Origin of the sequence: Paracoccus sp. (in: a-proteobacteria) (assembly GCF_030538495.1) — a bacterium.
Taxonomy (GTDB): Bacteria; Pseudomonadota; Alphaproteobacteria; order Rhodobacterales; family Rhodobacteraceae; genus Paracoccus.
This window is the reverse complement of sequence record NZ_JAUNTW010000008.1, coordinates 70862-96583: the sequence shown is the minus strand read 5'-3', so window position 1 is coordinate 96583 and position 25722 is coordinate 70862. Positions and strand designations below refer to the sequence as shown.

Below are 25722 nucleotides of genomic sequence, written 5' to 3'. Positions count from 1 at the left end.
TCAATCCCCCCCGCGCAACCCCCAAGATAGCTAAAATGTTCAACATTCGTTCCGCGATTTCGGTTGCGTTTTTGCGTGGCGTCACTATCTGATGCGTTTGGATCGCAGGGGACACGCCATGGAACAGAAGTTCATCGAGGTGCGCGGCGCGCGCGAACATAATCTGAAAGGCGTGGATATGGACATTCCGCGCGACAAACTGGTGGTAATTACCGGGTTGTCGGGGTCGGGAAAATCATCGCTGGCCTTTGATACGATTTACGCCGAGGGGCAGCGCCGTTATGTCGAATCTCTGTCGGCCTATGCGCGGCAGTTTCTGGATATGATGGGCAAACCCGATGTCGATCATATCAGCGGGCTTTCTCCGGCTATTTCTATTGAACAAAAAACCACGTCGAAAAACCCCCGTTCGACCGTGGGAACCGTGACCGAGATTTACGATTATCTGCGCCTGTTATTTGCGCGCGCCGGCACCCCCTATTCCCCGGCAACCGGCCTGCCGATTGAGGCGCAGCAGGTTCAGGATATGGTGGACCGCATTATGGGGATGGAGGATGGCACCCGCGCCTATTTGCTGGCCCCCATCGTTCGCGACCGCAAGGGCGAATATAAAAAAGAATTTCTGGAATTGCGGAAACAGGGTTTTCAGCGGGTTAAGGTCAACGGCGCGTTTTACGAATTGGACGAACCGCCGGTTCTGGATAAAAAGTTCCGCCATAATATCGACGTGGTTGTGGATCGTATTGTCGTGCGCGAAGGTTTGGAAACCCGCCTTGCCGACAGTTTACGCACCGCATTGGATTTGGCGGACGGCATCGCCATTCTGGAAACCGCGACGGATGACCCCGAGCGCATTACCTTCAGCGAAAACTTTGCCTGCCCGGTTTCGGGCTTTACGATCCCGGAAATTGAACCCCGGTCTTTTTCATTCAACGCCCCCTTTGGCGCCTGCCCCGTTTGCGACGGTTTGGGGATGGAATTGTTTTTTGACGAACGGCTGGTTGTGCCGGACACCGCGCTGTCGGTGGAAAAGGGCGCAATTGCGCCGTGGGCGAAATCAAAATCGGCCTATCTGACGCAAACCATCAACGCATTGGCGAAACATTACGGCTTTGATAAGAAAACTCCGTGGCGTGATTTGCCCGCGGATATTCAAAACCTGTTCATGCGCGGATCAGGGAAAGAGGAAATCGAATTTTGGTTCGACGACGCAGGCCGCGTGTATCAAATCAGCCGCGTTTTCGAAGGCGTTATTCCCAATATGGAACGCCGCCTGCGCGAATCCGACAGCCAATGGGTGCGCGAAGAATTTGAACGCTATCAAAACAACCGCCCCTGCGGTGCCTGCGGGGGGTATCGCCTGAAACCCGAAGCCTTGGCCGTGAAAATCAATGGCAATCATATTGGGCAGGTCGTCGAATTATCCATCCGCGACGCTTTGGCATGGATTCAAGCCGCGCCTGACAGTCTGACGAAACAGAAAAACGAAATCGCCGCCGCTATTTTGAAAGAAATTCGCGAAAGGCTTGGTTTCTTGGTAAATGTGGGGCTGGATTATCTGTCGCTGAGCCGCGCGGCGGGAACGTTATCCGGCGGCGAATCGCAGCGGATTCGTCTGGCCAGTCAGATCGGTTCCGGCCTGACCGGCGTGTTATATGTGCTGGACGAACCCAGCATCGGCCTGCATCAGCGCGACAATGACCGCCTGCTGACAACCTTGGTTAATCTGCGCGATCAGGGCAATTCCGTGATCGTGGTCGAACATGACGAAGACGCGATCCGCCACGCCGATTATGTGTTCGATATGGGACCGGGCGCGGGCGTTCACGGCGGAACCGTGGTCAGTCACGGCACGCCGGATCAGATCACCGCCGACCCCGCCAGCCTGACCGGGCAATATCTGTCAGGTGCGCGCGAAATTACCGTGCCGGGCGAACGCCGCGCCGGGAATGGCAAGGCGGTGACCGTCATTGGCGCGACCGGAAATAATTTAAAAAATATTTCCGTTGATTATCCTCTGGGCAAATTCGTGTGCATTACCGGCGTGTCCGGTGGCGGAAAATCGACGCTGACCATCGAAACGCTGTTCAAAACCGCCAGTATGCGCCTGAATGGCGCGCGGCAGACTCCGGCCCCTTGCGAAACGATTAAGGGGTTGGAACTGCTGGACAAAGTGATCGACATTGACCAGCGCCCCATTGGCCGGACGCCGCGATCGAACCCCGCGACCTATACCGGCGCGTTTACACCGATCCGCGACTGGTTCGCCGGCCTGCCCGAATCCAAGGCGCGCGGGTATAAGCCCGGTCGCTTCAGCTTTAACGTCAAGGGCGGCCGGTGCGAAGCCTGTCAGGGCGACGGCGTTATTAAGATTGAAATGCATTTCCTGCCCGATGTTTACGTCGAATGTGAAACCTGCAAGGGCAAGCGTTACAACCGCGAAACGCTGGAGGTGCAGTTTAAGGGCAAATCCATCGCCGACGTGCTGGATATGACGGTCGAGGATGCGCAGAGTTTCTTTGCCGCCGTGCCGTCGATCCGTGAAAAAATGGACGCGCTGATGCGGGTGGGTCTGGGCTATATCAAGGTCGGGCAGCAGGCGACCACCCTGTCCGGGGGCGAGGCACAGCGGGTCAAACTGTCCAAGGAACTGGCGCGCCGTTCCACCGGTAAGACCTTGTATATATTGGACGAACCCACCACCGGCCTGCATTTCGAAGATGTGCGCAAACTGCTTGAGGTGCTGCACGAACTGGTGGATCAGGGCAACACGGTGATCGTGATTGAACACAATCTGGACGTGATCAAAACCGCCGATTGGATCATCGACATCGGTCCGGAAGGCGGCGACGGTGGCGGTCAGGTTGTCGCGACCGGCACGCCCGAGGCCGTTGCGCAGGTCGCGGCCAGCCATACCGGGCGTTACCTTGCGCCGATGCTGGATGCAGCGCGGGAACGACGCGGCTGTGACGTGATCCAACCCACGGCGCCGGTGAAAAAACCACGGAAAAAGGCGTGACCGTCCACGAAATCTTCATCTTTTGCCCGCATGATTGGGACGAATCAGGATGGTGACATGACAAAACCGAATTTTCCGCGCCAGCCCGATGGCGAACCCTATGCATGGGGTTTGTCGGGCGATGCGCCAGAAACGATCTGGGAACGCTTTTCCCCGCTGTATGAATCACAGGCGGACCGGCTGTGGTGCGCGATTGATGGCATGGGGCTGACCCCGGTGATGGGCGGCGCGGGCGATCAGGACGGCGAATATATCGCCATTGCGGACGCGTCCGGCGAATGGCTTCACCTGTTCCATCTGGAAGACCCGTCTGAGGCGCAGGAGCTGGCCGCGTTAACCGATGCTGGCCTGCGTGATCTGCTGATCCGCGTCGCGGCCGCCCCATGACCACCGATCTCTGGCAACGCGTTGAAGGCGGGCTGATCGCCATTGCGGGGCTGGCTCTGGCAGTTCTGACCGGTCCCGGCTGGGCGTGGTGGGTCTGGCCGCTGATCCTGCTGGCGCCGGATGTGGCGATGCTGGGATATGTGGCGGGGCCGCGTGTGGGCGCGGTCCTTTATAACGTCGCGCATCTCTATGCGGGCGGGTTGGTGGCCGCGCTGTTTGGGTTGCTGACCGGTCAGCCGTGGTTGATTGCCGCAGGCGCCGCGTGGATGGCGCATGTTGGCGCGGATCGGGCGCTTGGTTATGGGTTGAAACATCCAACCGGGTTCCGTGACACGCATCTGGGCCGCATTGGTCCACCGGATTAGCCCGGTTAATCAGCCGCCCGCCACGAAACCCGATCCACATAACAGCCCTGCCCGTCCACACGGCGATATTGGGATTCGGTTTCGAACGTCGCGCAGATGCTGACCGAATCGTCCGACAGCGCCGTCACCGTGTAAGGTGTGTCGGTGAAGGGATCGTTCACACGCGGGGGAAAGGGGCAAGTCGGCGTCGCGGCTAAATCCGTGACCAGACGCCCGGCATCGCTGGAACGACAGCCGATATGCGTCGCAATTTCAGACACATCGCGCCAACGGACCGAATCGCGCTTTTCAGCCCGGCCCTGCGCGGGGCCGCCGGTCACGATCACGCCCGCGACCAAAACCGCAACGGCCAGTGCCGAAAACCCGATCAGAGGACCCCGCCTATCCATCCAAATCCTCACGATACAGGGCGACGATCAGCGCGCCGGTGACGGCGACCAGCAGCACCTTGGCCAGAAAACGCGCGGACAGATCGCCGGTTAACAGCGCGTAAACCGCGGCAACCACATCGCCCAGCAGGACCAAAGCCGCGACAAACACCGTCAGCGACGCAAAGCTGCGCCGCGCCGGGGAATGACGGCGTGATTCCGCTTCGACCGCGCGGCGGGCCATGCGGCGATCCAGCCACAAAAACACCGGCAAAAACGCAACCAGTGCCGCAACCGAAAACCGCATCGACGAATCGCCACGCCAGACGGTTTCGGTCGCATCCGGCACCCATGCGTCAATCACGGCAAAGCCCAGACTGACCACATGGAAACAGACCATCGCCAGCGCGACGACCAACAGCGCATAGATCGCGGCTTCGCGCGCCGAAACATAGGTGCGCGGCACCGGAACGGGCGGCAGATCGGGCGATACGCGCCAGCCGGACAGAGCGGTGTCCACCTCGGGTCCGGTCCAGCCGGCATCCAGCAACGCGGCGCGAATACGCGCCGGATCATGGCCATCGGCCAAGGCGCGCTGCGTAAAATGGGTCAGATGTTCAACGGCCTGCACGGCATATCCCCATAAATCATGGGGTTCATCATCCCGAAATCCGCCGCCCGGACAAGGGCGCAGGAAAAAAATGACAGAAATGTAATTTTCCCTCTTGCGGGGCGCGCGGGGTTTCCGTAAACACCGCTTCACCGAAGGCAGACAGCCAGACGGAACGGATGCGGGCGTAGCTCAGGGGTAGAGCATAACCTTGCCAAGGTTAGGGTCGTGAGTTCGAATCTCATCGCCCGCTCCAATTAAAAAAAACCGGGCTTTATAGTCCGGTTTTTTTAATTTCGATATGCGCTTGTTTCAAAAGGAAACTTGAATATATAAAAGCAAAAGGGCTGCCCCGGCCGATAACGTAAAAATGTTGGAAAACAGCACATTCGACCGGAGCAGAGGCCCGGCACTGCCGGACCCGAACTAAAAACCAAACGCCACCATGACGTCTTAAATTACCATCGAACATAAGCGTTTTGTTGATAATTTCAGACACTGTCAATCGCTAATATATGGAAAAATATGCCAAAATCCTGCGCACCAGAGAGTCTTAAAGATCGCCTGATCGCCGTAGGGTTGCGCATCTTGGATCAAGAAGGCGTACAAAATCTGACGCTTCGGCGAATTGCCGCGCAGGCCGGCGTGTCCCATGCGGCGCCCGCACACCACTTTGACGGGCTTCCTGGGCTGCGTCGGGCGATTGCAATTTGTGGTTTTGAAAAATTCTTTCATGCTCTGATGCGCGGTCATGACCCGTCCATGTCGCCAAAAGACCAGTTTCTGACCCGAACACGCAACTATGTCAGCTTTGCCGAATCACATGAGGCGCTGTTTCATGTGATGTTTGACGAACTGGACAAAGGCGACCCCAAAGTCCGCGAATCTGCGGTCAAAACATATCTGGCCCTGCGCGAGGTGGTGCGGCCGCTGCTGGGCGATGCCGACGCCGCGCGGGGTGAGTTGGCCGTTTGGGCGATGACGCATGGCTATGTCAGTTTGCGTCTGGGCCAGCCGCGCCCGTCCAGTGCGCCGTTTCAGGCGATCAACATGGTTGATTTGCTGACCACGCTGATTCCATCGCTGAATTTGACGGAACCGACCTGATCCTGATAAAGGCGGTGCCTGTGCCTCGGGAATTGGGGGGCACGTGACGTTCAGGGGTTGTGTCATGCAGATCTGCCGCAGCAAAGATGAAATCCGCACGACCCGTGCCGAATGGCGCGGTGTGCCGGTGGCCTTTGTCCCGACGATGGGCGCGCTGCATGACGGGCATATGGCACTGGTTGCGCAGGCCCGCGCTTGGGTCGAACAGCAGGGCGGCGGGCGGGTGATCACGTCAATCTTTGTGAACCCGACGCAGTTTGGCCCGAACGAAGATTTGGACGCCTATCCCCGCGACGAAGACAACGACCTGCGCCAGTTGCGCGATGCGGGCTGTGACGCGGTGTTTTTGCCCGGCGTGTCCGATATTTACCGCGACGGCGCGCAGACCTTTGTCGATACCACGCGCCTGTCGCGGATGCTGATTGGTCGGCTGCGCCCCGGCCATTTTCGCGGCGTGGCCACCGTGGTGACCAAACTGTTCAACATCGTGCAGCCCGATGCGGCGGTGTTCGGCGAAAAGGATTATCAGCAATTAACCCTGATCCGTCAGATGGTTGCCGATCTGGACATGCCCGTCCAGATCATCGGCGTGCCGACGCAGCGCGAAGCCGACGGGCTGGCCATGTCGTCACGCAACCGCCGCCTGACGCCCGATGACCGCGCTGCCGCGCCGGTGCTGTCGCGCGCCTTGGACGCGGCAGAACGGCAGGTTGCGGATGGCACCACCCTGCCCGCCCTGCGCGCCGCGATTCGCCGTATTTTGCGCGCGGAACCCCGCGCCGATGTGCGATCCATCGACATTCGCGACGCGGGCGATTTGTCGCCGGTCACCACCATCACGCGCCCGGTCGTGATTTTGCTGGCCGTTCGCTTTGGCGATGTGCTGCTGATCGACCAACGCACCGCCCAACCTTAAGGAGGCATCATGTCCGCCCAAGCCCCTGTGAAACGTGTGACCGTCCCCCAAATCGCCGCGCGCAAAGGCGATACGCCGGTGGTCGTGCTGACCGCATACACCGCGCCTCTGGCCGCCATGGTCGATGATCATGCCGATGTGATTCTGGTCGGTGACAGTCTGGGCATGGTCATTCACGGCCTGTCATCCACCGTCGGCGTCACGATCGATATGATGATCCTGCACGGTCAGGCCGTGATGCGCGGATCGTCGCGGGCCATGGTCGTGGTCGATATGCCGTTCGGCAGCTATGAAGAAAGCCCGGAACAGGCATTCCGCAACGCCGCCCGCATCATGTCCGAAGTCGGCTGCGCCGCCGTAAAGCTCGAAGGCGGCACCCGCATGGCCCCCACCATCCGGTTTCTGACCCAACGCGGCATCCCGGTGATGGGCCATGTCGGGCTGACCCCGCAGGCCACGCACACCATGGGCGGGTTCAAAACGCAGGGGCGCGATCAGGCGACCTGGCCCGCGCATGTTCAAGACGCCGTGGACGTTGCCAATGCCGGCGCGTTTTCCATCGTGGTTGAAGGCGTGATGGAGGGCTTGGCCGACCAGATCACCGCCGCCGTCACCGTGCCGACCATCGGCATTGGCGCATCGGCGCGCTGCGATGGTCAGGTTTTGGTGCTGGATGATATGCTGGGCCTGTCGGGGCGGGTGCCGCGTTTCGTGCAGAAATTCGGCGATCTGGGGCCGCGCGCGGAACAGGCGATTGCGGATTACGCGGCAGCGGTGCGCGACCGCAGTTTCCCGACCGACGCACAGGTCTATCGGTAAAACGAAAGGGGCGGGGAAAATCCCCGCCCCGTTCTGATTACAGGCGTTCCTGCGCGATTTGCACCGCGATCACGTGGGGCGAGACGTTTTCCTCAGCCGCGCGGGTCATCACATTGCGGACCTGTTCGCGGAAACCGGGGAACCAGCCTTCCACAAATTCGGCCGCCGGTTTGCCGCCGATTTCGGCCGCCACGTTGCTGATGCCGCCCGCATTGATCAGAAAATCCGGCATATAGGCGATGCCCTGACGTTCCAGACGTTCGGCGTCGGCTTCGGTTTCCAACTGATTGTTGGCCGCACCGGCGATCAGTTTCGCGGTGATTTCCGGGATCGTGCGTTCCGACAAAATGCCGCCCAGCGCGCAGGGGGCGTAAACGTCACATTCAACGGCGTGGAAACCGGCGACGCTGGCAACCTCGGCCCCGAAATCGGCAGCGGCTTGGGCGCAGCGTTCTTCGTTAATGTCGGTGACGATCAGTTTCGCGCCCGCATCATGCAGCATCTGGCACAGGTAGTAACCGACATGGCCCAGACCCTGCACGGCGACGACCAGACCGTTCAGATCCTTGCGGCCCAGAACAACGTCGGCACCGATCTGGATGGATTCAAACACGCCGCGCGCGGTCACCGGCGACGGATCGCCGCTGGCGAATTCGCCGCTGGCCAGACCGGCCACATGTTTGGTTTGGGTCGCGACTTCTTCCATATCGGCGGTCGAAACGCCCACATCTTCGGCGGTGATATACAGACCGTTCAGACGTTCCACCGCACGGCCAAAGGCGCGCATCAGTTCGGGGGTTTTCGTCTGACCGGGGGCCAGCATGATCACGGCCTTGCCGCCGCCCAGATCCAGACCGGCAACCGCGTTTTTCAGCGACATGCCGCGCGACAGACGCAGCGCATCGCGCAGGGCGTCAGCCTCGGTTTCGTAACGCCACATGCGGCAACCGCCCGCCGCCGGACCACGCTTGGTTGAATGAACCGCGATGATGGCGCGCAGGCCGGTTTCTTCGTCGCAGGCAAAGGTGACCAGTTCGTGACCGGCAAAGTCCTGATGAGTGAAAAGCTGCATGGGGATGTCCTTAGATATGCAGGGAATGGCCAAGCGCACGAAGACAGGCTTCGTGGAACGCCTCGGATTGGGTGGGGTGGGCGTGGATCGTTCCGGTAACGTCTTCGATCCGCAGCCCGTTTTCGATGGCCAGAGCAAACGCCGCCGACAGTTCCGACACACCGCCGCCAACCGCCTGAACGCCCAGGATCAGGTGATTATCGGCGCGTGCGACAACGCGGACGAAACCAGCTTCGTTTTCCATGGTCATGGCGCGGCCATTCGCCATGAAGGGGAATACGCCGGTGATGGCGTCGATGCCTGCGGCCTTGGCCTCGTCCGGGGACTGGCCGACCGACACGATTTCAGGGTCGGTAAAGCACACGGCGGGGATACAGCGTTTGTCCCAGTCGCGGTCATGGCCCGCGATGATTTCCGCGACCATTTCGCCCTGCGCCATGGCACGGTGCGCCAGCATGGGTTCGCCGGTCACGTCACCGATGGCGTAAACGCCCTTCATCCCGGTGCGGCAACGGTCGTCGATGCGGATGAACGGGCCATCCATCGGCAATTGCAGTTCCGGGATGCCCGCGCCGGTGCGCGGACGACGGCCCACGGTCACCAGAACCTTATCGGCGGGGATGGTTTCTTCGGTGTCCCCCACCAGCACGCGCAGCGCGCCATCATCGGCCAGACCCTGCGCCTTGGCACCGGTCAGAACGCGGATACCCAGTTCTTTCAGACGGTTGGCGACGGGTTTGGTCAGATCGGCGTCATATTGCGGCAGGATGCGGGGGCCAGCCTCGACCACGGTCACATCGGCACCCAGCTTGCGCAGCGCGATGCCCAGCTCCAACCCGATATAGCCGCCGCCGACAACGGCCAGCCGCCCCGGCACCGCGTCCAGCGACAGCGCGCCGGTGGACGAAATCACATCGCCACCGAACGGCAGGAACGGCAGTTCCACCGGGTCCGAACCCGTTGCAATCACGACGTTTTCCGCGCGGATGGTCACATCGCCCGCATCGGTTGCCACAACCACGGTTTTGCCATCGACAAACCGGGCTGAACCCACCACCAGACGCGCCTTGGCCTTTTTCAGCAAGGCCGACACGCCGTTGTTCAGGCGGGTGACGATGGTGTCTTTCCACGCCACGGTTTTCGCCAGATCAACCGACGGATTCGCCGCGCTGATGCCGATATGGCCGCCATCCGCGAATGCGGTCAGTTTGTGGAATTCGTCGGCGGCGTGGATCATCGCCTTGGACGGGATACAGCCGACATTCAGACAGGTGCCGCCGGGGGCCTGACTGTCCACGATGATCGTATCAACGCCCAGTTGCCCCGCCCGGATCGCGCAGACATAGCCGCCCGGACCCGCGCCGATCACCAGCAATTTGCAGGAAAGTTCGGACATATCAGCCCTCCACGAAAATCAGCGCCGGGGTTTCCAGCAGTTGTTTGATACGGGCCACGAACACCGCCGCGTCCCAGCCGTCGATCACGCGGTGATCAAAGCTGTTGGACAGGTTCATCACCTTGCGCGGGACAAAGCCCTGACCGTCCCACATCGGGCGGGTCATCATTTTGTTCACACCGACAATCGCCACTTCGGGGCGGTTGATGATCGGCGTGGTCGAGATCGCGCCCAAAGCCCCCAGCGAGGTGATGGAAATCGTCGAGCCCGACAATTCGTCACGCGTCGCGGTGCCGTCACGCGCGGCCTGCGCCACGCGCGCAACCTCGGTCGCGGCGTCCCACAGGGTCATGGTTTCGGCGTGGCGGACGACCGGGACCATCAGGCCGGTGGGCGTCTGCGTGGCGATGCCGATATGCACCCCGCCAAAGCGGCGCATGACGCCCGCTTCGTCATCAAAATGCGCGTTCAGGGCGGGCTGTTCGGCCACGGCCTTGACCATCGCTTTCATCAGGAACGGCAGGATCGTCAGTTTCGTGCGCGATTTGTCGGTGTTGAGCTGCTGGCGCAGGTCCTCAAGCGCGGTGACGTCCACTTCCTCGACGATGGTGATGTGCGGGATGTGGCGTTTCGCGGCCTGCATCCGTTCCGCGATTTTGCGGCGCAGACCGATGACGCGGGTTTCTTCGATGTCGTCGCGTTTGGCGGGACCGGATGCGCCGCCCGGAATCGGGCCACCCGATGCGATCCACGCGTCCAGATCGTCATGCGTGATCCGGTCAGCCGGACCCGTGCCGCGAACGAAACGCAGGTCAATCCCGGCTTCGCGCGCGCGGTTGCGGACCGAAGGCGAGGCCAGCGGCTTTTCCCCTTCGGGGCGCAGGCGACCGGCGGCGCGGGGCGCGGCGGGTTTGGCGGCGGGCTTGGCTGCCGGGGCCGCCGCGGCGGGCTTCGGCGCAGGTGCTGCGGCTTTGGGGGCCGGTGCAGCGGCTGCGGGGGCGGCTGCGGGTTTCGCGGCGGCGCTGCTGGACAGGTTGCCCGCGCCGTCGATTTCCAACCGGATCAGTTCGGAGCCAACCGACAGCGTGTCGCCCACGCCGCCGCCCAGATGCAGAACCTTACCCGACACTTGCGACGGGATTTCGACCGTCGCTTTGTCGGTCATCACGGCGCAGATCGGCGTGTCTTTTTCGATCACGTCACCCACGGCAACCAGCCATTCGGCGATTTCCGCCTCGGCGATGCCTTCGCCGATGTCGGGCATTTTCGTGACCCATGTTCCTTTGCCATCCGCCGCAACAGGCGCGCCATCGGCAGGGGTCGCATCCGCCGGGACCGGAGCCTGACCCACGGGTTCCGGCGACGGCTGCGGGCTGTCATCGGTGGTTGCGTCATCCACGGCGTCCAGCCCCTGCCCCGGCGCGACATTGCCTTCGCCCGCGACCTCTAACCGGATCAGCGCGGCGCCCACGGCCAGCGTATCGCCCGCCGCACCGCCCTGCCAGATGACCTTGCCGGACACGGCGCAGGGGATTTCAACGGTGGCTTTGTCGGTCATGACCGCGCAGATCGGCTGATCTTCGGTCACGCTGTCGCCCACGGCGACCAGCCATTCGGCGATTTCAGCCTCGGCGATGCCTTCGCCAATGTCGGGCATACGGATCAGATATTCACCCATGGCTTAGACCTCCTGGACCAGTTCTTGCAATGCGGCACCCACACGGGCGGGGCCGGGGAAATATTGCCATTCATGCACATGCGGATAGGGCGTGTCCCAGCCCGCCACACGACGCACCGGCGCTTCGAGGTGATAGAAACATTCGGCCTGAACCAGCGCCGCCAGTTCCGCACCAAAGCCCGACGTCAGCGTCGCTTCGTGCAAAACCATGCAGCGGCCGGTTTTCTTGACCGATTCCGCAATGGTTTCCATGTCCAGCGGCAGCAGCGTGCGCAGGTCGATCACCTCGGCATCGACGCCGGATTCTTCGGCGGCGGTCAGGGCGACGTGAACCATGGTGCCATAGGTCAGGATCGTGACCGCATCACCAGAACGACGGATCGCGGCCTTGCCCAGCGGCACGGTATAATGCCCTTCGGGGACGTCGCCCAGATCGTGCTTTTTCCACGGCACAACGGGTTTGTCGTGATGGCCGTCAAACGGGCCGTTATAGATCCGCTTGGGTTCCAGAATGACCACCGGATCCGGGTCCGCAATCGCGGCCAGCAGCAACCCTTTGGCGTCATAGGGGTTCGACGGAACAACGGTTTTCAGACCGGCGACATGGGTAAACAGCGCCTCGGGCGATTGGCTGTGCGTGTTCGCGCCGAAAATCCCGCCGCCCGTGGGCATACGGATGACCAGCGGACAGGTAAATTCGCCAGCCGAGCGGTGACGCAGGCGCGCCGCTTCGGACACCATCTGGTCATAGGCAGGATACATATAATCCGCGAACTGAATTTCGACCACAGGACGCAGGCCATAGGCGGCCATGCCGACCGCAGCCCCCACGATCCCCAATTCCGAAATCGGCGCGTCGAAGCACCGGCTGGTGCCGTATTTCTGTTGCAGGCCCGCGGTGCAGCGGAACACGCCCCCGAAATACCCCACATCTTCGCCGTAAACGACCACACGGTCATCAGCGGCCATAGCAACGTCATGCGCGTCGCGGATGGCCTCGATCATTGTCATGCGTGCCATGAATTAATACCCCGCTTCGTGACGTTGGCGGATCAGATGCGGCGGCATCTGTTCAAATACATCTTCAAACATAGTGGCCGGGCTGGCGCGGCGGCCCGTGTGCAGCGTCCCGATGGATTCGGATTCTTTCTGCGCCTCGGCCACGGTGGCGGCGATTTCCGCCTCGGCCTGCGTGTGGCGTTCGTCGGACCATTCGCCGATCTTGATCAGATGCGCCTTCAGCCGTTCGATCGGATCGCCCAGAGGCCAAGCCCCGCTTTCCGCCTGCGGACGATACGCCGACGGGTCATCCGACGTCGAATGGCCACCCGCGCGATAGGTGACATATTCAATCATCGTCGGCCCCAGATTGCGGCGCGCACGTTCAGCGGCCCATTGCGCGGCGGCGTAAACGGCCAGATAATCATTGCCATCCACACGCAGCGACGGAATACCAAAGCCATGCCCACGCGCGGCAAAGCTGTTGGCGCCGCCCCGTGCAATCCCTTGGAACGTCGAAATGGCCCATTGGTTGTTGACGATGTTCAACACCACCGGCGCTTTATAGGTGGATGCAAACACCAAGGCAGCGTGGAAATCGCTTTCGGCGGTCGAACCGTCGCCGATCCACGCGGCGGAAATCTTACGATCCCCCGCAATCGCGGACGCCATGCCCCAGCCAACCGCCTGAATATACTGCGTCGCCAGGTTCCCCGAGATCGAAAAGAACCCGTATTCCTTGGACGAATAGAACACCGGCAACTGGCGGCCATGCGCGCTGTCAGCCTCGTTCGAGAAAATCTGGTTCATCATCCGGGTCAGCGGAAAGCCCCCGGCGATCAGCAGCCCGGCCTGACGATAGGTCGGGAAGTTCATGTCGCCGTCATTCAGCGCGCGGCGAAAGGCGCAGGAAATCGCCTCTTCGCCCAGATGCTGCATGTAAAAGCTGGTTTTTTGCTGGCGCTGCGCCATCATCATGCGCTGATCGTAAATGCGCAGCGTCATCATGTGACGCAGACCTTCGCGCAGCTCGTCCGGCGACAGCGGGCTGGCCGCAGCCCATTCGCCCACGGCGTTGTCGTCATCATCCAAAGCGCGAATAAAGGTAAACGCCAGATCGCGCATGGTTTCGGGGTCAGCGTCCACTTCGGGACGGCGCACCGTGCCAGCGGCGGGAATGTCCACATGCGAGAAATCCGGGGCGCCGCCGGGGCGAACCTCGGGTTCCGGGACGGTCAGGCTGAGAGGCGGAAAGTCGGTCACGGCAGGCGTTTCCTTTTTGATCAGCGGGCAGGGTCGGAACCGGGGGTCAGACACACCGCACGACCAATCGCCACGACAGCGCGACCGTGAAAACGGTGCGGCTGATCCGCAGACAGAATTGTCCGAAAAACGGCTGTGCGCAAAATAATCCCCCCAAGCGCCAGTTATAGCCCGATAATATGATCTGGAACAGGCAGAATTTCCTTTCTTATTATTCGGATTTTGGGGTAACTGCAAAAGAATAGCCGCGAAATGCGGTGCAGCACGAAAGAACCTGCCAGATGCCGGACACCAAAGATGACCTTGACCGAATCGACCGCCGTATTCTGGCCGCGCTGCAACAGGATGGACGCCTGACCAATGCCCAACTGGCCGAGGCCGTGGGCCTGTCCCCCAGCCCCTGCTGGCAGCGCACGCGGCGGCTGGAACAGCGCGGCTTTATCCGGGGCTATACGGCGGTTCTGGATCAGGGGCGGCTGGGTTATTCCGAAACGGTGATCGTGGAAATCGCACTGGACCGGCACGATGATGACGTGCTGGCCGCTTTTGAACGCGCCATGGCCGCCATCCCCGAGGTGCTGGAAGTCTATCTGACCACCGGCGAATATGATTATCTGATGAAGGTCGCCGTGGACGGCACCGCCGGATACGAAGAATTCCTGCGCCGCCGCCTGTATCGCATCCCCGGCATCCGCCATTCGCGCACGATCTTTACCCTGCGCTGTCTGAAATCGGGGGCGCTGCCGGTGGATGCGCCTTAGCGCGCCCGCCTGCGCCGCAGGATTTCGGCCACCACCGCACCCACAATCGCCGCCACAATGATGATCAGCGCCAAGGCGTTGACCGCAGGCGTCAGGCCCGTGCGGACTTTGGTGGCGATGAACACGGTCAGCGGCGTTTCAAACCCGCGCACAAACAGCGTGGTGTTATAGTTTTCAACCGATTGCAGCACCGCCAACCCGGCGGACGCCAACAGCGCGGGTCTCAGATACGGCAGCAGCACCCGGCGAAACACCATCAGCCGCGATGCGCCCAGACCTAATGCGGCTTCTTCCTGCGTGCGGTCGAACCGTTGCAGTCGCGCCATCACCATCAGCATGACATAGCAGATGATAAAGGTGGATTGCGCCAGCACGATCAGAAACACCCCGCCGCCCACGCCCAGTTGCCGCCACAGGATCAGGGTTGAAATCCCGATCACCACCCCCGGCGTCAGCAGCGGCGACACCATCACGGCATAGGCAAAGCCCCGCGCCCGCGCGTGAAGCGATGTCAGGACCAAGGCCGCCGCCGTGCCGACCGGCACCGTGACCGCCACAACGCAGACCGCGACAATCGCGGATGTGCGCAGCGACGCCCACATTGCCGTGTCGGCCCACATCGCGGAAAACCAGTCCAGCGTGGTTCCCTGCCACGGCATCACGGTGGGAAAGCGGCTGGTATTGAACGCCGCCGCGCCCATCACGATCAGCGGCGCGAACAGGTAAACGACAAACGCCACCAGATACAGCGCAAAGACCGCGCGAAAGATACGATCCGCCCCGGTCATTTTGCCACATCCGCCAGATTAACCCGCGCGATGCGCAGCGTGATCAGAACCACGGCCAGACACAGAACCAGCAGGACCAGCGCATAGGCGGCGCCTCGGTTCCAGTTCCCGCCCTCGAAGAACCAGGTATAGATGATTTCCGTGAACCACCGACTGCCCGGCGACCCCAGCAGCGCCGGCACCACATAGGACCCCGCCGCCAGCATAAAGGTAAAGACGAAGCCCGTCGCGATCCCCGCCTTGGCATGGGGGATCACCACGCGCCAATGGATGCGCCATGCGGGCGCGCCCAGATCGCGCGCGGCCTCGATCTGGGCCTTTTCCAGACTTTCAATGGCGTTATACATCGGCAGCAGCATAAACAGGATATAGGCGTAAACCATCGCGGCCAGCACGCCGCCATCGCCCTGCCAGCGGATCGGCCCGTCAATCACGCCCAGCCACAACAGAACCCCATTCAGCGGCCCGCGATAGGCCAGCAGGATGAACCACGCCAAGGTGCGTAAGACTTCGTTAATGAAAAACGGGATGACCAGCAGCATCAGCGCCGCCGCCAATTGCCCCGTCGTGGCCCGCTGCGCCATCCAGAACGCGACCGGGTAACAGACCAGAAACGTGACCAGCGCAACCAGCGCACTGGCCCACACGGTTTTGAAAAAGATCGACCGATGCACCTGTTCATTCGCCAGATACATAATGTTATCAAACGAATACACATCCTGCGGCCCGCCTACGGCCTGCGGGGGCAGGTTCGGGCGCAGCGCGAAATCAATCATCATCAGATTGGGGGCCAGCACCATGCCCGCTAGCCAGATCGCGACCAGCACCAGAAACACCGTCGCCAGCCCCGCGCCAAATCGTTGGAACAGATCACCCATCGGCCAGCACCACGGCATGTTCGGGCGCGAAACTGAACGCGGTTTGCGCGCCCGGTGCGGGGGCATCGGCCAGCCGCGTGCTGGGAACCGATGCGGTCAGCGCCGATCCGTCATCAAACCGGCCATGCACCAGCGCGAACGCACCTTCGAAATCCAGCCGTTCGACATGGGCGGGCAGCGCGTTGCGTTCGGTGCGGCCGGGGATCAACGCCTCGGGGCGGACAAAGATCGTGGCGTTCTGGCCTGCGGTGACGCCATGACCCGCGCGCCCCAACAGAGGCCCCAGCCCCGTATCAATCTGCGCCATCCCGCCCTGAACGGCGGTCACACGTCCCGCCAAGCCATTGGTTTCACCCACAAAGCGCGCCACAAACCCGGTCGAAGGATTGTCATACAATTCGCGCGGGCTGGCGACCTGTTGCAGCAAACCGGCGCTCATGACGGCCACGCGGTCGGACATGGCCAGCGCCTCGGACTGGTCATGCGTGATATAGATAAAGGTCACGCCGGTGCGCTGTTGCAGGGCGCGCAGTTCGGCGCGCATATGCTGGCGCAGCTTCAGATCCAGCGCCGACAGCGGTTCATCCAGCAGCAGCACCCCCGGTTCCACGGCCAGCGCACGGGCAATCGCCACACGCTGACGCTGACCACCGGACAATTCGCCCGGCATCCGGTCGCCGTAACCGTCCAGCGCGATCAGGCGCAGCAGTTCATCCGCCTTGGCCCGACGCTGCGCCCGGCCCACGCCCCGCGCCTCAAGCCCAAAGGCGATGTTTTCCCACACGGTCATCAGCGGAAACAGCGCGAGCGATTGGAAAATCATCGCCGTGGGCCGCTGGTTCGGACCCAGACCGCGCATGTCGCGGTCGCCAATCATCACGCGCCCTTCGGTCGGTTCGATGAACCCGGCGATCATCCGCAGGATGGTGGTTTTCCCACAGCCCGACGGGCCAAGGATGGAAAAAAACTCGCCCGCGTTTACTTTGAACGACACATCGCTGACGGCGCGGGTGGCGCCAAAAGTCATGCCGATGTCGGTCAGCTCTACCGAATGGGACATAGGGGATCCGTGTGTTAGGGGATGCGGGGGCCAGACCCGGCCCCCGCCTTGCGATTATGCGGACAGGAAACGGTCCTGATATTCGGCGCGTTTTTCCACAAACCAGGTTTCCAGAATCGGCCACCACCACAGTTTGTCCAGCGCGTCGCCCGGATAGGCGGCGGCAAAGAACGCCTTGGCTTCGTCCGAAATCAGCTGATCCGAACCAACGGCGGTCGAGTTAATCGACGTCGCATTCGTATACATCGCGCCCGCTTCGGGCGTCAGGAACCAGTTGATGAATTCATAGGCCTGATCGACGTTTTCCGCGCCTTTGGGGATCGACAGCCCTTCCATCCATGCCAGCGCGCCTTCTTTCGGGGCGATGTAGCCGATGGGCAGACCTTCGCGGGCCAGTGCGGCGGCGGTTGAATCCCAGGTTTGGCCGATTTCCGCACCGTTCACGCGGAACGCGCCTTGGGATTCGTTTTCATTGCTCCAGAATTGGATAAAGTTGCCTTTGCGGGCAATCGCTTCGGCCAGAATGACGTCATAGATTTCGGTCATCGCCTCGGGCGTTTTGAACGCGTCGATAAAGGGACGCGGCAATTTGCCTTCGGATTCCAGCAGCAGGCCCAGCCCCACCATCAGCGAATGACCACGGCCCATCGCGCGGCCTTTGGCGTTTTCGCCCCACAGATCGGCATAAGATGCCTGACCGTATTCCAGCGGGAATTGGTCGCGGTCAAACGCGATCGCCTCGGTGCCCCAATCGGTCGGAACCTGATAACGCGCGCCGTTCACCACCGCGCCCAGATTGACCGAGTTTTCCCAAGCCGAGGGCAGAACGCGGGCAATTTCGATGCGCGATTCGTCAATCGGCTGCACCAGATCATATTCGACATAATTCGGCACGCGGTCCACGGTCGGCCAGATCAGGTCGAATCCACGCGCATTATTGGCGCGCATCTGGTTCAGCAATTCGTCATTCGTGCCATAGGGGGTAAAGTTCGGCGTGATGCCGGTGGCGTCGCGGAACGCGGCCAGCATGTCGTCGGTGACATAGCCCGCCCATGCGAAAATGTTCACAGTGCCAGCACCTTGGGCCAGCGCGCGGCGCGACAGATAGGGCGAGGCAAGCGCGATGCCAGCGGTGGCAGCGGCGCCCCGCAGCAGGCCGCGGCGATTCATAGGTTTCATGGCAGAACCTTTCTGTTGGTTGCTCTGGTCACGGCCCTACGCCCGGAACGTAACCACTTCATGACATTGTGTGACAGTTATGTGACGGCCACGCAACAGGTGCCAAAGCGGGTTCCCCTTTGGCCGTCGCGTGCTAAGCTGATCCCCATAAACGAATGGGAGGAAACAAAATGTCCTTTATCAGCAAACGTCTGGGCGTGGCGGTCGCGGCGGCGATGATGACCGCGCCGGTCGTCTATGCACAGGAATTGTCCATCGCAACCGGCGGCACCGGCGGCGTGTATTTCCCGCTGGGCGGCGGGATTTCGGAACTGATCAACCGCCATGTCGAAGGCCGCACCGCCACGGCCGAAGTCACCGGCGCATCGGTCGAAAACGTCGCCCTGATCGCGCGCGACAACAGCGACATCGCGTTCGCCTTGGCCGACACGGTGTATCAGGCCTATAACGGTCAGGGCCAGTTCGAAGGCCGCGCCCTGTCGAATCTGCGCGCCTTGGGTGCGGTTTACCCCAATGTGGTGCAGATCGTGACCACCGCCAACAGCGGCATCGACAGCCTGGACGACCTGAAGGGTCGCCGCGTATCCGTGGGCGCGCCGGGGTCCGGCACCGAAATCAGCGCAAAGCAAATTCTGGAAGCGAACGGCATCACCTATGCCGATTTCAGCCCGGAACGCCTGAATTTCAACGAAACCGCTGACGCGCTGCGTGACGGCGATATTGTCGCCGGGTTCTGGAGCGTCGGCCCCCCCACCTCGTCCATCATGAACTTGGCGGCGACGCGCCAGATCGCCTTTGTTCCGCTGTCCGACGATCAGGTGAACGCCGCATTAGAGGTTGAGCCGACCTTTGCGGCCTTTACCCTGCCCGCCGGCACCTATGACGGGGTGACGCAGGACGTGGCCACCATCGCCACGCCCAACCTGTTGATCGTAAACGCGGATATGGACGAAGAACTGGCCTATCAGATCGTTAAGACCATCTATGAAAACACCGATTTCCTGATCGCCACCCATCCGGCGGCCAAAGATATGACGATTGACTTTTCAGTCAGCGCAACGCCGATCCCGTTCCATCCCGGCGCGCTGCGCTATCTTGAGGAACAGGGCGCGACGATCCGCGACGATCAGCGGCCCTGACCGCGTGATCCGCATAATCCCTGAAATGGCGGCGCGCTGTCGCCATTTCCTTTTGCTGCTGGCGATGACCGCGCCGGTGGACGCCCTGCAACCCGTGCGGCCCGACCGTTTGCAAATCCGCGCGTCCGACAACCGCATCATCGCATCGCTGCCCCTGCCCGTTGGCGGGCGGTTTTGCCTGCACTGGAACCATTCGGTGACGGGCGGCAAGGTCGCGGATTGTTTCACCAATCATCGGGGCGTGCTGACGCTGACCACCAGTTTTCTGCATGACTATGCCGCAGGTCTTGGCGATCTGCCGGGGCGCGGCACGGTGCGGGCGGTCGCTGACGGTTATGTCATTGACAACATAGACGAAGCCCTGCCGCGCGGCCTGCCTCTGCGCATCGCCGCCCCGCGCGTGGCGCAGGAATTGCGCGGGGATTTCGGCTGGATCGCGCTGTCCCATCTGGGCGCGCAGGGCGACCGCATCACGCTGCATTTGGATCTTGACCCGCCCCGCCGATGGTCGGACGATCCCAAGAATAAATAACACGAACAGGGACATCCATATGGCCACCGAAAAGCCACCCCAAACCTTTGACGACGATGTGGCCCGCGCCGCCGAAATGGCCAAGGACGCCAATTCTGCCGACGCGTTCCAGCCCCGCCTGATCCTGATGGCGGTGTCCGTCATTGCGGCGTCCATGTCGCTGTTTCAGCTGTATTCGGCGGGCATCGCGCCGCTGGGGCTGTTTTACCAGCGGTCGATCCATCTGGCCTTTGTGATGGCGCTGTGTTTCCTGCTGTTTCCCATTGGCGGCGCGCGCCCGCGCAAGCTGCATGAATGGGTGATTGATATGTCGCTGCTGGTCGCAGGTGTGGCCAGTGCAATTTATATCGTTGTGTTCCTTGACGATATTATCGCCCGCACGGGGTGGTGGAACAGCACCGACATCACCATGGGCATCATCTGTATTCTGGTCCTGCTGGAAGCATCGCGCCGGTCCGTCGGCATGTCGATGACGGTGATTGGCATGGTGATGATCGCCTATGCGCTTGCCGGTCCGCGTGGCGCGTTGCCGGGTTTGGGCGAATGGATGCCGGGGATTCTGGCCCATCGCGGCGCGGATGTCGAACGGCTGGTCGGCCTGCTGTATCTGGGGCAAGAGGGGATCTTTGGCCTGCCGCTGGGCGTGGCCGCGACCTTTGTGTTCATGTTCGTGCTGTTCGGCGCGTTTCTGGAAAAGACCGGCGCGGGGAAATTTTTCATCGACATCGCCTTTGCCCTGACCGGGCGCAAGGCGGGCGGCCCGGCCAAGGCCGCCGTTATTGCATCCGCTGGCATGGGGTCGGTGTCGGGATCGGCCATCGCGAACGTCGTGACCACCGGCGCGCTGACCATCCCGCTGATGAAGCGGCTGGGCTATCGCCCCTCGCAGGCTGGCGGGATCGAGGCCGCCGCATCCACCGGCGGTCAGATCACCCCGCCCCTGATGGGCGCGGGCGCGTTCCTGATGTCGCAATACACCAACATCCCGTATTCCGAGATCGTCAAAGTGTCCATTTTCCCGGCCATTTTGTATCTGGGAACGGTCTATCTGTTCGTCCATCTGGCGGCGGTCAAACAGGGGATGGCGGGCCTGCCTGCGTCCGAACTGCCCCGCATCCGCGACGTCATGCGCACCGGCTGGCAGTTTCTGGCCCCGCTGGTCGTGCTGATGATCCTGTTGTTCATGAACATCTCGGCCATGCGCGTGGGGTTCTGGGCGATTGTGTCGGTCGTGGCCGTCGCGGGTCTGCGCGGGCTGTGGCATCTGGCATCCGGGCCGATGACCGGGGACCGCATACGCGCATCCTTAATGTCGGGGTTCCGCATCATCTGGGAATCGCTGGAACTGGGCGCACGCAACGCGGTGTCGGTGTCGATTGCCTGCGCCGTCGCGGGGATCATCGTGGGCGTCGTTGGCCTGACCGGGCTGGGGCTGAAATTTTCGTCGATGATGATTTCGCTGTCGGGCGGCAATCTGGTGCTGGCACTGATCTTGGTGCTGCTGGCATCGCTGATCCTGGGGCTGGGGCTGCCGGTCACGGCGTCCTATATCGTGCTGATCGTGCTGATGGGTCCGGCTTTGCAGACCGAATTTGGCATCCCGCTGCTGATCGCGCATCTGGTCGTGTTCTGGTATAGCCAAGACAGCAACGTCACCCCACCCGTCGCGCTTGCGGCCTTTGCCGGGGCGGCGATTGCCAAAGCGGACCCGATGAAGACCAGCTTTCAGGCGTGGAAATACGCCAAGGGTCTGTATCTGATCCCGTGCTTTTTTGTGTTCAACCCGGAAATCATCATGGGCGGGCCGGTCTGGTATGTGATCTTTACCGGGTTAATCGCGATCCTTGGGCTGGTGGCCTTTGCCGCCGCAATCGAAGGCTGGCTGTTCGGCCGCATGGATGTGCTGTCGCGTCTGGCCTGTGTGCCGCTGGTGATCTGCCTGTTCTGGCCCGATTTCCGGATCGAGGTGCTGGGAACCGTCGGCCTGATCGCCGTGCTGGGCCTGAACTGGTGGCTGTATCGCGACACCGCCCGACCGGCGACCGGCTGACACCAACGAAAGCCCCTGCATCTGCGGGGGCTTTTTTTTACGCGGGTCACGATGAAACGACAAAAAAGCCCCCGCAAATGCGAGGGCTTTTTTATGGCGGACCCGGAGCGATTCGAACGCCCGGCCCCCAGATTCGTAGTCTGACCGCACCCTTTGTTTCCAAAGCATTTTTTCTGCAACTGGCGCAGAAATCGTCCCTTTCAGATCAAATACTTACGATTCCCGTACAAACCGGAATGGGTGATTCGCAATCGCCGTTTTCTGACAGGTCCGGGCGATGAGCTACCATGTCGAAAGCCTTTGCGACTGCCGCAAGTTCGGCAGCGCGGCGCGGAAGCAGATCGCCATGTATCTGGCCAACAAGGCAAGCGATGACGGCTCGGGGATCTGGTGTTCCAAACACACCATGGCGCGACATACCGAGCTGAGCCTTGCTACGGTAAAGCGCACCATCCGCGAGTTCCTGGCCGAAGGAATCCTTGTCGAAACCGGCGAACAGCGTCCCTGCGATCATGGCCATACGGTGGTTTACCGAATGGTGCTGGAGGTCGTGGCGAGCCTGGGGCTTCTTGGCCCCGGCAGACCGGCCCGACCAACGGGGGTCACCGTGAACCCGGTTCAGCCCGCACCCCCGAGAGGGGTCAGGGTGACCCCCCGACCGGGTTCACCACGACCCCCAAACCATCCAGGGAACCATCCTGGAAATCCCCCTACGCGCGCAAGCGCGCGGGAGGAGGAGGCTGAAAAGCTGGATATGCTTTGGGAGGTCTATCCCGAGGATCGCCGCCGGGACAGAGTGACAACGCTTCGCCGCGCGGCGGAAGCGTTGGCCGAGGCCTCGGCCGAGGAATTGCTCGCCGCCGTAAAGCGATACGCCGCCGAGAGCGCCAGCTTCACGCGATCGAAGGTCAGCTTCTCTGACAATTGGTTTCGTGATGGGAAGTGGCGGCGGCATGTGGACGAGATGCGGCGGCAAACCGATCAGGATGCGGAGAAGTTGGCCTCCCACTATGCCCAACTCGCAGCCTGGGTGACGTCTCGGCATCCGCTTTGCCGCCATGTTTCCGAAAAACAGGCCGGTGAACTGATCCGTCTTGGCCTGGTCACCGATGATCAGCTTCATGCGGCGGGGGTGCGGCCATGAGCCGATGGTGGTCGTATGGAGCCAGATCGACGCCATTCTCGTGGAGGAAGAACGACGATGCAAAAGCCCTTTCGTGTCCGGTGCCTGACATGCGGGATGGTCGCCAAAAGCTGGCACAGAGCGTTCTGGGCGCCGCCAGAAGCGATGCGCGGTCCCGTGAGTTGTCCCTGTGGCGCCATCACGGTGGATTCTCTGGGCGGCGTGACGAAAGCTCGGGGCCGCGTTTTGACAGGCACGGCGGCGGCTCGATGGGCGGTGCTGCGCGAGGAGTAAAGCGCGATCCAGGGTTTGTTGGCTGCCAGGCGCCTGTTAGCGGATCATCCCCGACCGCCCCCCACAAGGCTGGGGCGGGGATGATCCGCAGCCGCCGTCAGGTAGCTGTCTATCGGCATCAAGTGATCCTTTTCTGCCTTCGCGGACGAGGCACAGACGGGGGTTTCCAAAGGGGGTTACCCCTTGGCCAGCGGAGCGATGGGGGTTTTGAAAGGGGGGTCTGCTCCCCTTCACCTACGCCGCAACCTTGGTTGCGGCTAGTAGGTTAAACCGCAGGTGGCGAGCATGGAACAATCCTCCCACCCTGCGCCACCGGCAAGCAAGGCCAATCCCCGCGCCATCTCGACCCGGATCAAAAGCAAGGCTCGCGTGCAAACCAATGGGCAGCGACAGCATGATCTGCGCATCGGCCGGCAGCCGAAATACGTTGACCACGACCGTAGCCAGCTTAACCGCGTCATCGTCGCCCCACTCTCCGGCGGCGAGATGCGTCGCATCTGCGACGACCGCCGGAACGAATCCGGTCGCATTCGGCAGCGCCGTGTCAGCGACAGCGCCGCAGTTTCGACGGTCGGCATCATCACATTTGGGCACGAGGCGCAGCATTGGGTTGAGGCCATGCCCGCCGCTGATCAGAATGCGCTGTTTCTTGGGGTGGCAACGGCTGTCGCGGATCGGCTTGGCACCAGCTTGCATGGGCTCGTCGTCCATCTCGATGAAAGCGCGATTCATGCGCATTATCAAATGGCGGCTGTGACGAGGGACGGGCGGCCGGTTTCCAAGGTCGCAACCAAATCTGTCCTGAACGCCTTGCAGGACCTCGCAGCCGAGGTCGGGCGGAAATATGAGCCCCGGATCGAACGGGGCCACCGAAAGCGCGACAGGTTGGCGGCCGGCGCCAAGCTTGCCGACACGATCAACCGATCCGTGCGGCAGTTGCATGAGGATCTGCCTGAGGAACTGGCCGAACTGCTGAATCGCATCGAGGCAGCGCGGACAAGGTTGCAGAAGAACCTTAGATTGGCGGATCGGCTACGAGTTGCGGCCGAAAAGAAAGGCGAGCACCTTGACGCTAGCCACAAAACGCTCGCGCGCTACCTCAGTCGTGCCGACCAAGCCAAAAGCGAGCTTGAGAAGTTGGAAGCCGAGATGCGGGCCGGACAGGCTGCACTGAAGAAAGCTACCAGAGCCAGGTTCCGGGCCCATACCATCGAGGCGGCTGCAAAGGCACGATCACGAGAAGCCGAAATGCGCCTTGCCGATCTCCAGCGACAGGAAGCCGCTGCGGCCAGTCGCCTTGAAAAACTTGAGGAGCAAGAGGTGGCGTCGGCGAGGCGATTGCGCGAGGTCGACGAAAAAGCTCAGCAGGCGACCGCGCTTATTCAGGAAGCACGGGCGTTGCGACGTTCCCTTGCGCCACTCCGCGCAGCAGCCGAGGTCTGGCAGCGACATATGGAGCAAGTGGAGGCGCAGATTCCTGATTTCCTCGACGCTGCCAGACGGTGGGTTTACGGGCAAGGGGGTAATTCCGGGCCCAACCCGCGCTTAGAGAGATTGCAAGAATACGCAGGAGAATTTCTTGGCGATCCCGCGTGGAGGGCGGCTGCGGGAAAGGCGATACACACTCGATTATATTCGACGGCAAGGGCGCTGTGGACCCAACTGACAGGCATGGACAATCGGGCAGCGCGTGCGCTGACGGCGTGGCGGCAGGAGCGAAATCTACGCGGCGATAGGCCAAATGGCTCACAGGATCTAATCGCTGCTGTCGCGACAGAACTATCTGAGGAGGCGGCGGTTCGCCCAAAACAAATAGACATCATTATGTCAATGCCTGCCGAGGAAAGGCAGAAATTACAGGACGCCGTTCATCACCTGTCAAAAATGCCGTAGCTTCTTATGATGAACTCGCGACCATC

23 protein-coding genes, 1 tRNA gene and 1 pseudogene are annotated in these 25722 nt (G+C 61.7%); 14 read left to right on the top strand and 11 right to left on the bottom strand.

The features are described 5' to 3' along the window. Nucleotides 1–118: 118 nt before the first annotated feature. The 3 genes from uvrA to Q4G20_RS09435 are packed head-to-tail and all read left to right on the top strand — an operon-like array spanning nucleotide 119 to nucleotide 3771. Nucleotides 119–3019 carry an excinuclease ABC subunit UvrA gene (gene uvrA / locus Q4G20_RS09445; RefSeq protein ID WP_303343187.1) on the top strand — a complete coding sequence of 967 codons (2901 nt, stop codon included), beginning with the start codon at nucleotides 119–121 and terminating at the stop codon, nucleotides 3017–3019. A 57-nt stretch (nucleotides 3020–3076) separates the two neighbouring features. After that, on the top strand, nucleotides 3077–3406 hold the full coding sequence (locus tag Q4G20_RS09440; RefSeq protein ID WP_303343186.1) for a hypothetical protein: 330 nt from the start codon (nucleotides 3077–3079) through the stop codon (nucleotides 3404–3406). Further along, nucleotides 3403–3771: a DUF4260 domain-containing protein gene (locus Q4G20_RS09435; RefSeq protein ID WP_303343185.1), complete on the top strand. Its 369-nt coding sequence runs from the start codon at nucleotides 3403–3405 to the stop codon at nucleotides 3769–3771. Before Q4G20_RS09440 ends, Q4G20_RS09435 begins: the two co-directional genes overlap by 4 nt. Before the next feature lie 5 nt (nucleotides 3772–3776). Here the strand turns inward: Q4G20_RS09435 and Q4G20_RS09430 are convergent, their stop codons facing one another. Both Q4G20_RS09430 and Q4G20_RS09425 read right to left on the bottom strand, forming a co-directional pair. Further along, on the bottom strand, nucleotides 3777–4160 hold the full coding sequence (locus tag Q4G20_RS09430; protein ID WP_303343184.1) for a hypothetical protein: 384 nt from the start codon (nucleotides 4158–4160) through the stop codon (nucleotides 3777–3779). Then, nucleotides 4153–4770 carry a DUF5671 domain-containing protein gene (locus Q4G20_RS09425; RefSeq protein WP_303343183.1) on the bottom strand — a complete coding sequence of 206 codons (618 nt, stop codon included), beginning with the start codon at nucleotides 4768–4770 and terminating at the stop codon, nucleotides 4153–4155. Before Q4G20_RS09425 ends, Q4G20_RS09430 begins: the two co-directional genes overlap by 8 nt. Nucleotides 4771–4930: 160 nt before the next feature. Between Q4G20_RS09425 and Q4G20_RS09420 the strand changes: the two genes are divergently transcribed. From Q4G20_RS09420 to panB, 5 genes and pseudogenes are all read left to right on the top strand, one after another. Continuing rightward, a tRNA-Gly gene (locus tag Q4G20_RS09420) sits at nucleotides 4931–5005 on the top strand. 269 nt (nucleotides 5006–5274) lie between these two features. Further along, nucleotides 5275–5376 (top strand): annotated as a pseudogene (locus Q4G20_RS13630) (hypothetical protein); the annotation flags it as partial. Between the two features lie 135 nt (nucleotides 5377–5511). Beyond that, entirely contained in the window at nucleotides 5512–5856 is a 345-nt protein-coding gene (locus Q4G20_RS09410; protein ID WP_303343181.1) for a TetR-like C-terminal domain-containing protein, read from the top strand. Nucleotides 5857–5920: 64 nt separating this feature from the next. After that, nucleotides 5921–6772, top strand: a complete 852-nt coding sequence (gene panC / locus Q4G20_RS09405) for a pantoate--beta-alanine ligase (RefSeq protein ID WP_303343180.1) — start codon at nucleotides 5921–5923, stop codon at nucleotides 6770–6772. 9 nt (nucleotides 6773–6781) lie between these two features. After that, complete coding sequence (gene panB / locus Q4G20_RS09400) at nucleotides 6782–7591, top strand: 3-methyl-2-oxobutanoate hydroxymethyltransferase (RefSeq protein WP_303343179.1); 810 nt, start codon at nucleotides 6782–6784, stop codon at nucleotides 7589–7591. A gap of 37 nt (nucleotides 7592–7628) precedes the next feature. Here panB and Q4G20_RS09395 read toward each other — a convergent pair whose 3' ends face one another. From Q4G20_RS09395 to Q4G20_RS09370, 5 genes are read right to left on the bottom strand one after another with little or no spacing between them, the layout of a single operon-like run. Continuing rightward, the gene (locus tag Q4G20_RS09395; RefSeq protein ID WP_303343178.1) at nucleotides 7629–8663 is read right to left on the bottom strand and encodes a Glu/Leu/Phe/Val dehydrogenase; all 1035 of its coding nucleotides are present in this window, start codon (nucleotides 8661–8663) and stop codon (nucleotides 7629–7631) included. A 10-nt stretch (nucleotides 8664–8673) separates the two neighbouring features. After that, the gene (lpdA, locus tag Q4G20_RS09390) at nucleotides 8674–10059 is read right to left on the bottom strand and encodes a dihydrolipoyl dehydrogenase (RefSeq protein ID WP_303343177.1); all 1386 of its coding nucleotides are present in this window, start codon (nucleotides 10057–10059) and stop codon (nucleotides 8674–8676) included. 1 nt (nucleotide 10060) lies between these two features. After that, nucleotides 10061–11737 carry a 2-oxo acid dehydrogenase subunit E2 gene (locus Q4G20_RS09385; RefSeq protein ID WP_368660788.1) on the bottom strand — a complete coding sequence of 559 codons (1677 nt, stop codon included), beginning with the start codon at nucleotides 11735–11737 and terminating at the stop codon, nucleotides 10061–10063. A 3-nt stretch (nucleotides 11738–11740) separates the two neighbouring features. Continuing rightward, nucleotides 11741–12757, bottom strand: a complete 1017-nt coding sequence (locus Q4G20_RS09375; RefSeq protein WP_303343176.1) for an alpha-ketoacid dehydrogenase subunit beta — start codon at nucleotides 12755–12757, stop codon at nucleotides 11741–11743. Nucleotides 12758–12760: 3 nt separating this feature from the next. Further along, nucleotides 12761–13999 carry a 3-methyl-2-oxobutanoate dehydrogenase (2-methylpropanoyl-transferring) subunit alpha gene (locus Q4G20_RS09370; RefSeq protein ID WP_303343175.1) on the bottom strand — a complete coding sequence of 413 codons (1239 nt, stop codon included), beginning with the start codon at nucleotides 13997–13999 and terminating at the stop codon, nucleotides 12761–12763. Between the two features lie 281 nt (nucleotides 14000–14280). Here Q4G20_RS09370 and Q4G20_RS09365 point away from each other — a divergent pair, with 281 nt between their 5' ends. Further along, on the top strand, nucleotides 14281–14760 hold the full coding sequence (locus Q4G20_RS09365) for an Lrp/AsnC family transcriptional regulator (RefSeq protein WP_303343174.1): 480 nt from the start codon (nucleotides 14281–14283) through the stop codon (nucleotides 14758–14760). On the opposite strand, the gene Q4G20_RS09360 is transcribed toward Q4G20_RS09365, so the two are convergent. The 4 genes from Q4G20_RS09360 to Q4G20_RS09345 are packed head-to-tail and all read right to left on the bottom strand — an operon-like array spanning nucleotide 14757 to nucleotide 18665. Continuing rightward, nucleotides 14757–15548 carry an ABC transporter permease gene (locus tag Q4G20_RS09360; RefSeq protein ID WP_303343173.1) on the bottom strand — a complete coding sequence of 264 codons (792 nt, stop codon included), beginning with the start codon at nucleotides 15546–15548 and terminating at the stop codon, nucleotides 14757–14759. The two genes, Q4G20_RS09365 and Q4G20_RS09360, sit on opposite strands and share 4 nt — an antisense overlap. Beyond that, complete coding sequence (locus Q4G20_RS09355; protein ID WP_303343172.1) at nucleotides 15545–16426, bottom strand: ABC transporter permease; 882 nt, start codon at nucleotides 16424–16426, stop codon at nucleotides 15545–15547. Before Q4G20_RS09355 ends, Q4G20_RS09360 begins: the two co-directional genes overlap by 4 nt. Continuing rightward, nucleotides 16419–17486 (bottom strand): ABC transporter ATP-binding protein, encoded by a 1068-nt coding sequence (locus Q4G20_RS09350; protein WP_368660787.1) that lies wholly within the window; start codon nucleotides 17484–17486, stop codon nucleotides 16419–16421. The genes Q4G20_RS09355 and Q4G20_RS09350 overlap by 8 nt, the downstream gene beginning before the upstream one ends. 54 nt (nucleotides 17487–17540) lie before the next feature. Then, on the bottom strand, nucleotides 17541–18665 hold the full coding sequence (locus Q4G20_RS09345; RefSeq protein WP_303343171.1) for an extracellular solute-binding protein: 1125 nt from the start codon (nucleotides 18663–18665) through the stop codon (nucleotides 17541–17543). Between the two features lie 170 nt (nucleotides 18666–18835). On the opposite strand from Q4G20_RS09345, the gene Q4G20_RS09340 reads away from it, so the two are divergent. From Q4G20_RS09340 to Q4G20_RS09320, 5 genes are all read left to right on the top strand, one after another. Then, nucleotides 18836–19804, top strand: a complete 969-nt coding sequence (locus tag Q4G20_RS09340; protein WP_303343170.1) for a TAXI family TRAP transporter solute-binding subunit — start codon at nucleotides 18836–18838, stop codon at nucleotides 19802–19804. Between the two features lie 4 nt (nucleotides 19805–19808). Continuing rightward, a complete protein-coding gene (locus Q4G20_RS09335; RefSeq protein ID WP_303343169.1) occupies nucleotides 19809–20336 on the top strand; it encodes a DUF1850 domain-containing protein in 528 nt (175 codons plus the stop codon). Between the two features lie 19 nt (nucleotides 20337–20355). After that, on the top strand, nucleotides 20356–22386 hold the full coding sequence (locus Q4G20_RS09330) for a TRAP transporter permease (protein WP_303343168.1): 2031 nt from the start codon (nucleotides 20356–20358) through the stop codon (nucleotides 22384–22386). A 277-nt stretch (nucleotides 22387–22663) separates the two neighbouring features. Next, nucleotides 22664–23530 (top strand): hypothetical protein, encoded by an 867-nt coding sequence (locus tag Q4G20_RS09325; protein ID WP_303343167.1) that lies wholly within the window; start codon nucleotides 22664–22666, stop codon nucleotides 23528–23530. A 558-nt stretch (nucleotides 23531–24088) separates the two neighbouring features. After that, entirely contained in the window at nucleotides 24089–25696 is a 1608-nt protein-coding gene (locus Q4G20_RS09320; protein ID WP_303343166.1) for a plasmid recombination protein, read from the top strand. Nucleotides 25697–25722: the final 26 nt, after the last annotated feature.

Bases quoted from the DNA above. Each gene is read 5' to 3' on its own strand.
- uvrA (WP_303343187.1), top strand. From the start codon at position 119: ATGGAACAGAAGTTCATCGAGGTGCGCGGCGCGCGCGAACATAATCTG.
- Q4G20_RS09440 (WP_303343186.1), top strand. From the start codon at position 3,077: ATGACAAAACCGAATTTTCCGCGCCAGCCCGATGGCGAACCCTATGCA.
- Q4G20_RS09435 (WP_303343185.1), top strand. From the start codon at position 3,403: ATGACCACCGATCTCTGGCAACGCGTTGAAGGCGGGCTGATCGCCATT.
- Q4G20_RS09430 (WP_303343184.1), bottom strand. From the start codon at position 4,160: ATGGATAGGCGGGGTCCTCTGATCGGGTTTTCGGCACTGGCCGTTGCG.
- Q4G20_RS09410 (WP_303343181.1), top strand. From the start codon at position 5,512: ATGTCGCCAAAAGACCAGTTTCTGACCCGAACACGCAACTATGTCAGC.
- panC (WP_303343180.1), top strand. From the start codon at position 5,921: ATGCAGATCTGCCGCAGCAAAGATGAAATCCGCACGACCCGTGCCGAA.
- panB (WP_303343179.1), top strand. From the start codon at position 6,782: ATGTCCGCCCAAGCCCCTGTGAAACGTGTGACCGTCCCCCAAATCGCC.
- Q4G20_RS09395 (WP_303343178.1), bottom strand. From the start codon at position 8,663: ATGCAGCTTTTCACTCATCAGGACTTTGCCGGTCACGAACTGGTCACC.
- lpdA (WP_303343177.1), bottom strand. From the start codon at position 10,059: ATGTCCGAACTTTCCTGCAAATTGCTGGTGATCGGCGCGGGTCCGGGC.
- Q4G20_RS09385 (WP_368660788.1), bottom strand. From the start codon at position 11,737: ATGGGTGAATATCTGATCCGTATGCCCGACATTGGCGAAGGCATCGCC.
- Q4G20_RS09375 (WP_303343176.1), bottom strand. From the start codon at position 12,757: ATGGCACGCATGACAATGATCGAGGCCATCCGCGACGCGCATGACGTT.
- Q4G20_RS09365 (WP_303343174.1), top strand. From the start codon at position 14,281: ATGCCGGACACCAAAGATGACCTTGACCGAATCGACCGCCGTATTCTG.
- Q4G20_RS09360 (WP_303343173.1), bottom strand. From the start codon at position 15,548: ATGACCGGGGCGGATCGTATCTTTCGCGCGGTCTTTGCGCTGTATCTG.
- Q4G20_RS09355 (WP_303343172.1), bottom strand. From the start codon at position 16,426: ATGGGTGATCTGTTCCAACGATTTGGCGCGGGGCTGGCGACGGTGTTT.
- Q4G20_RS09350 (WP_368660787.1), bottom strand. From the start codon at position 17,486: ATGTCCCATTCGGTAGAGCTGACCGACATCGGCATGACTTTTGGCGCC.
- Q4G20_RS09345 (WP_303343171.1), bottom strand. From the start codon at position 18,665: ATGAAACCTATGAATCGCCGCGGCCTGCTGCGGGGCGCCGCTGCCACC.
- Q4G20_RS09340 (WP_303343170.1), top strand. From the start codon at position 18,836: ATGTCCTTTATCAGCAAACGTCTGGGCGTGGCGGTCGCGGCGGCGATG.
- Q4G20_RS09330 (WP_303343168.1), top strand. From the start codon at position 20,356: ATGGCCACCGAAAAGCCACCCCAAACCTTTGACGACGATGTGGCCCGC.
- Q4G20_RS09325 (WP_303343167.1), top strand. From the start codon at position 22,664: ATGAGCTACCATGTCGAAAGCCTTTGCGACTGCCGCAAGTTCGGCAGC.
- Q4G20_RS09320 (WP_303343166.1), top strand. From the start codon at position 24,089: ATGGAACAATCCTCCCACCCTGCGCCACCGGCAAGCAAGGCCAATCCC.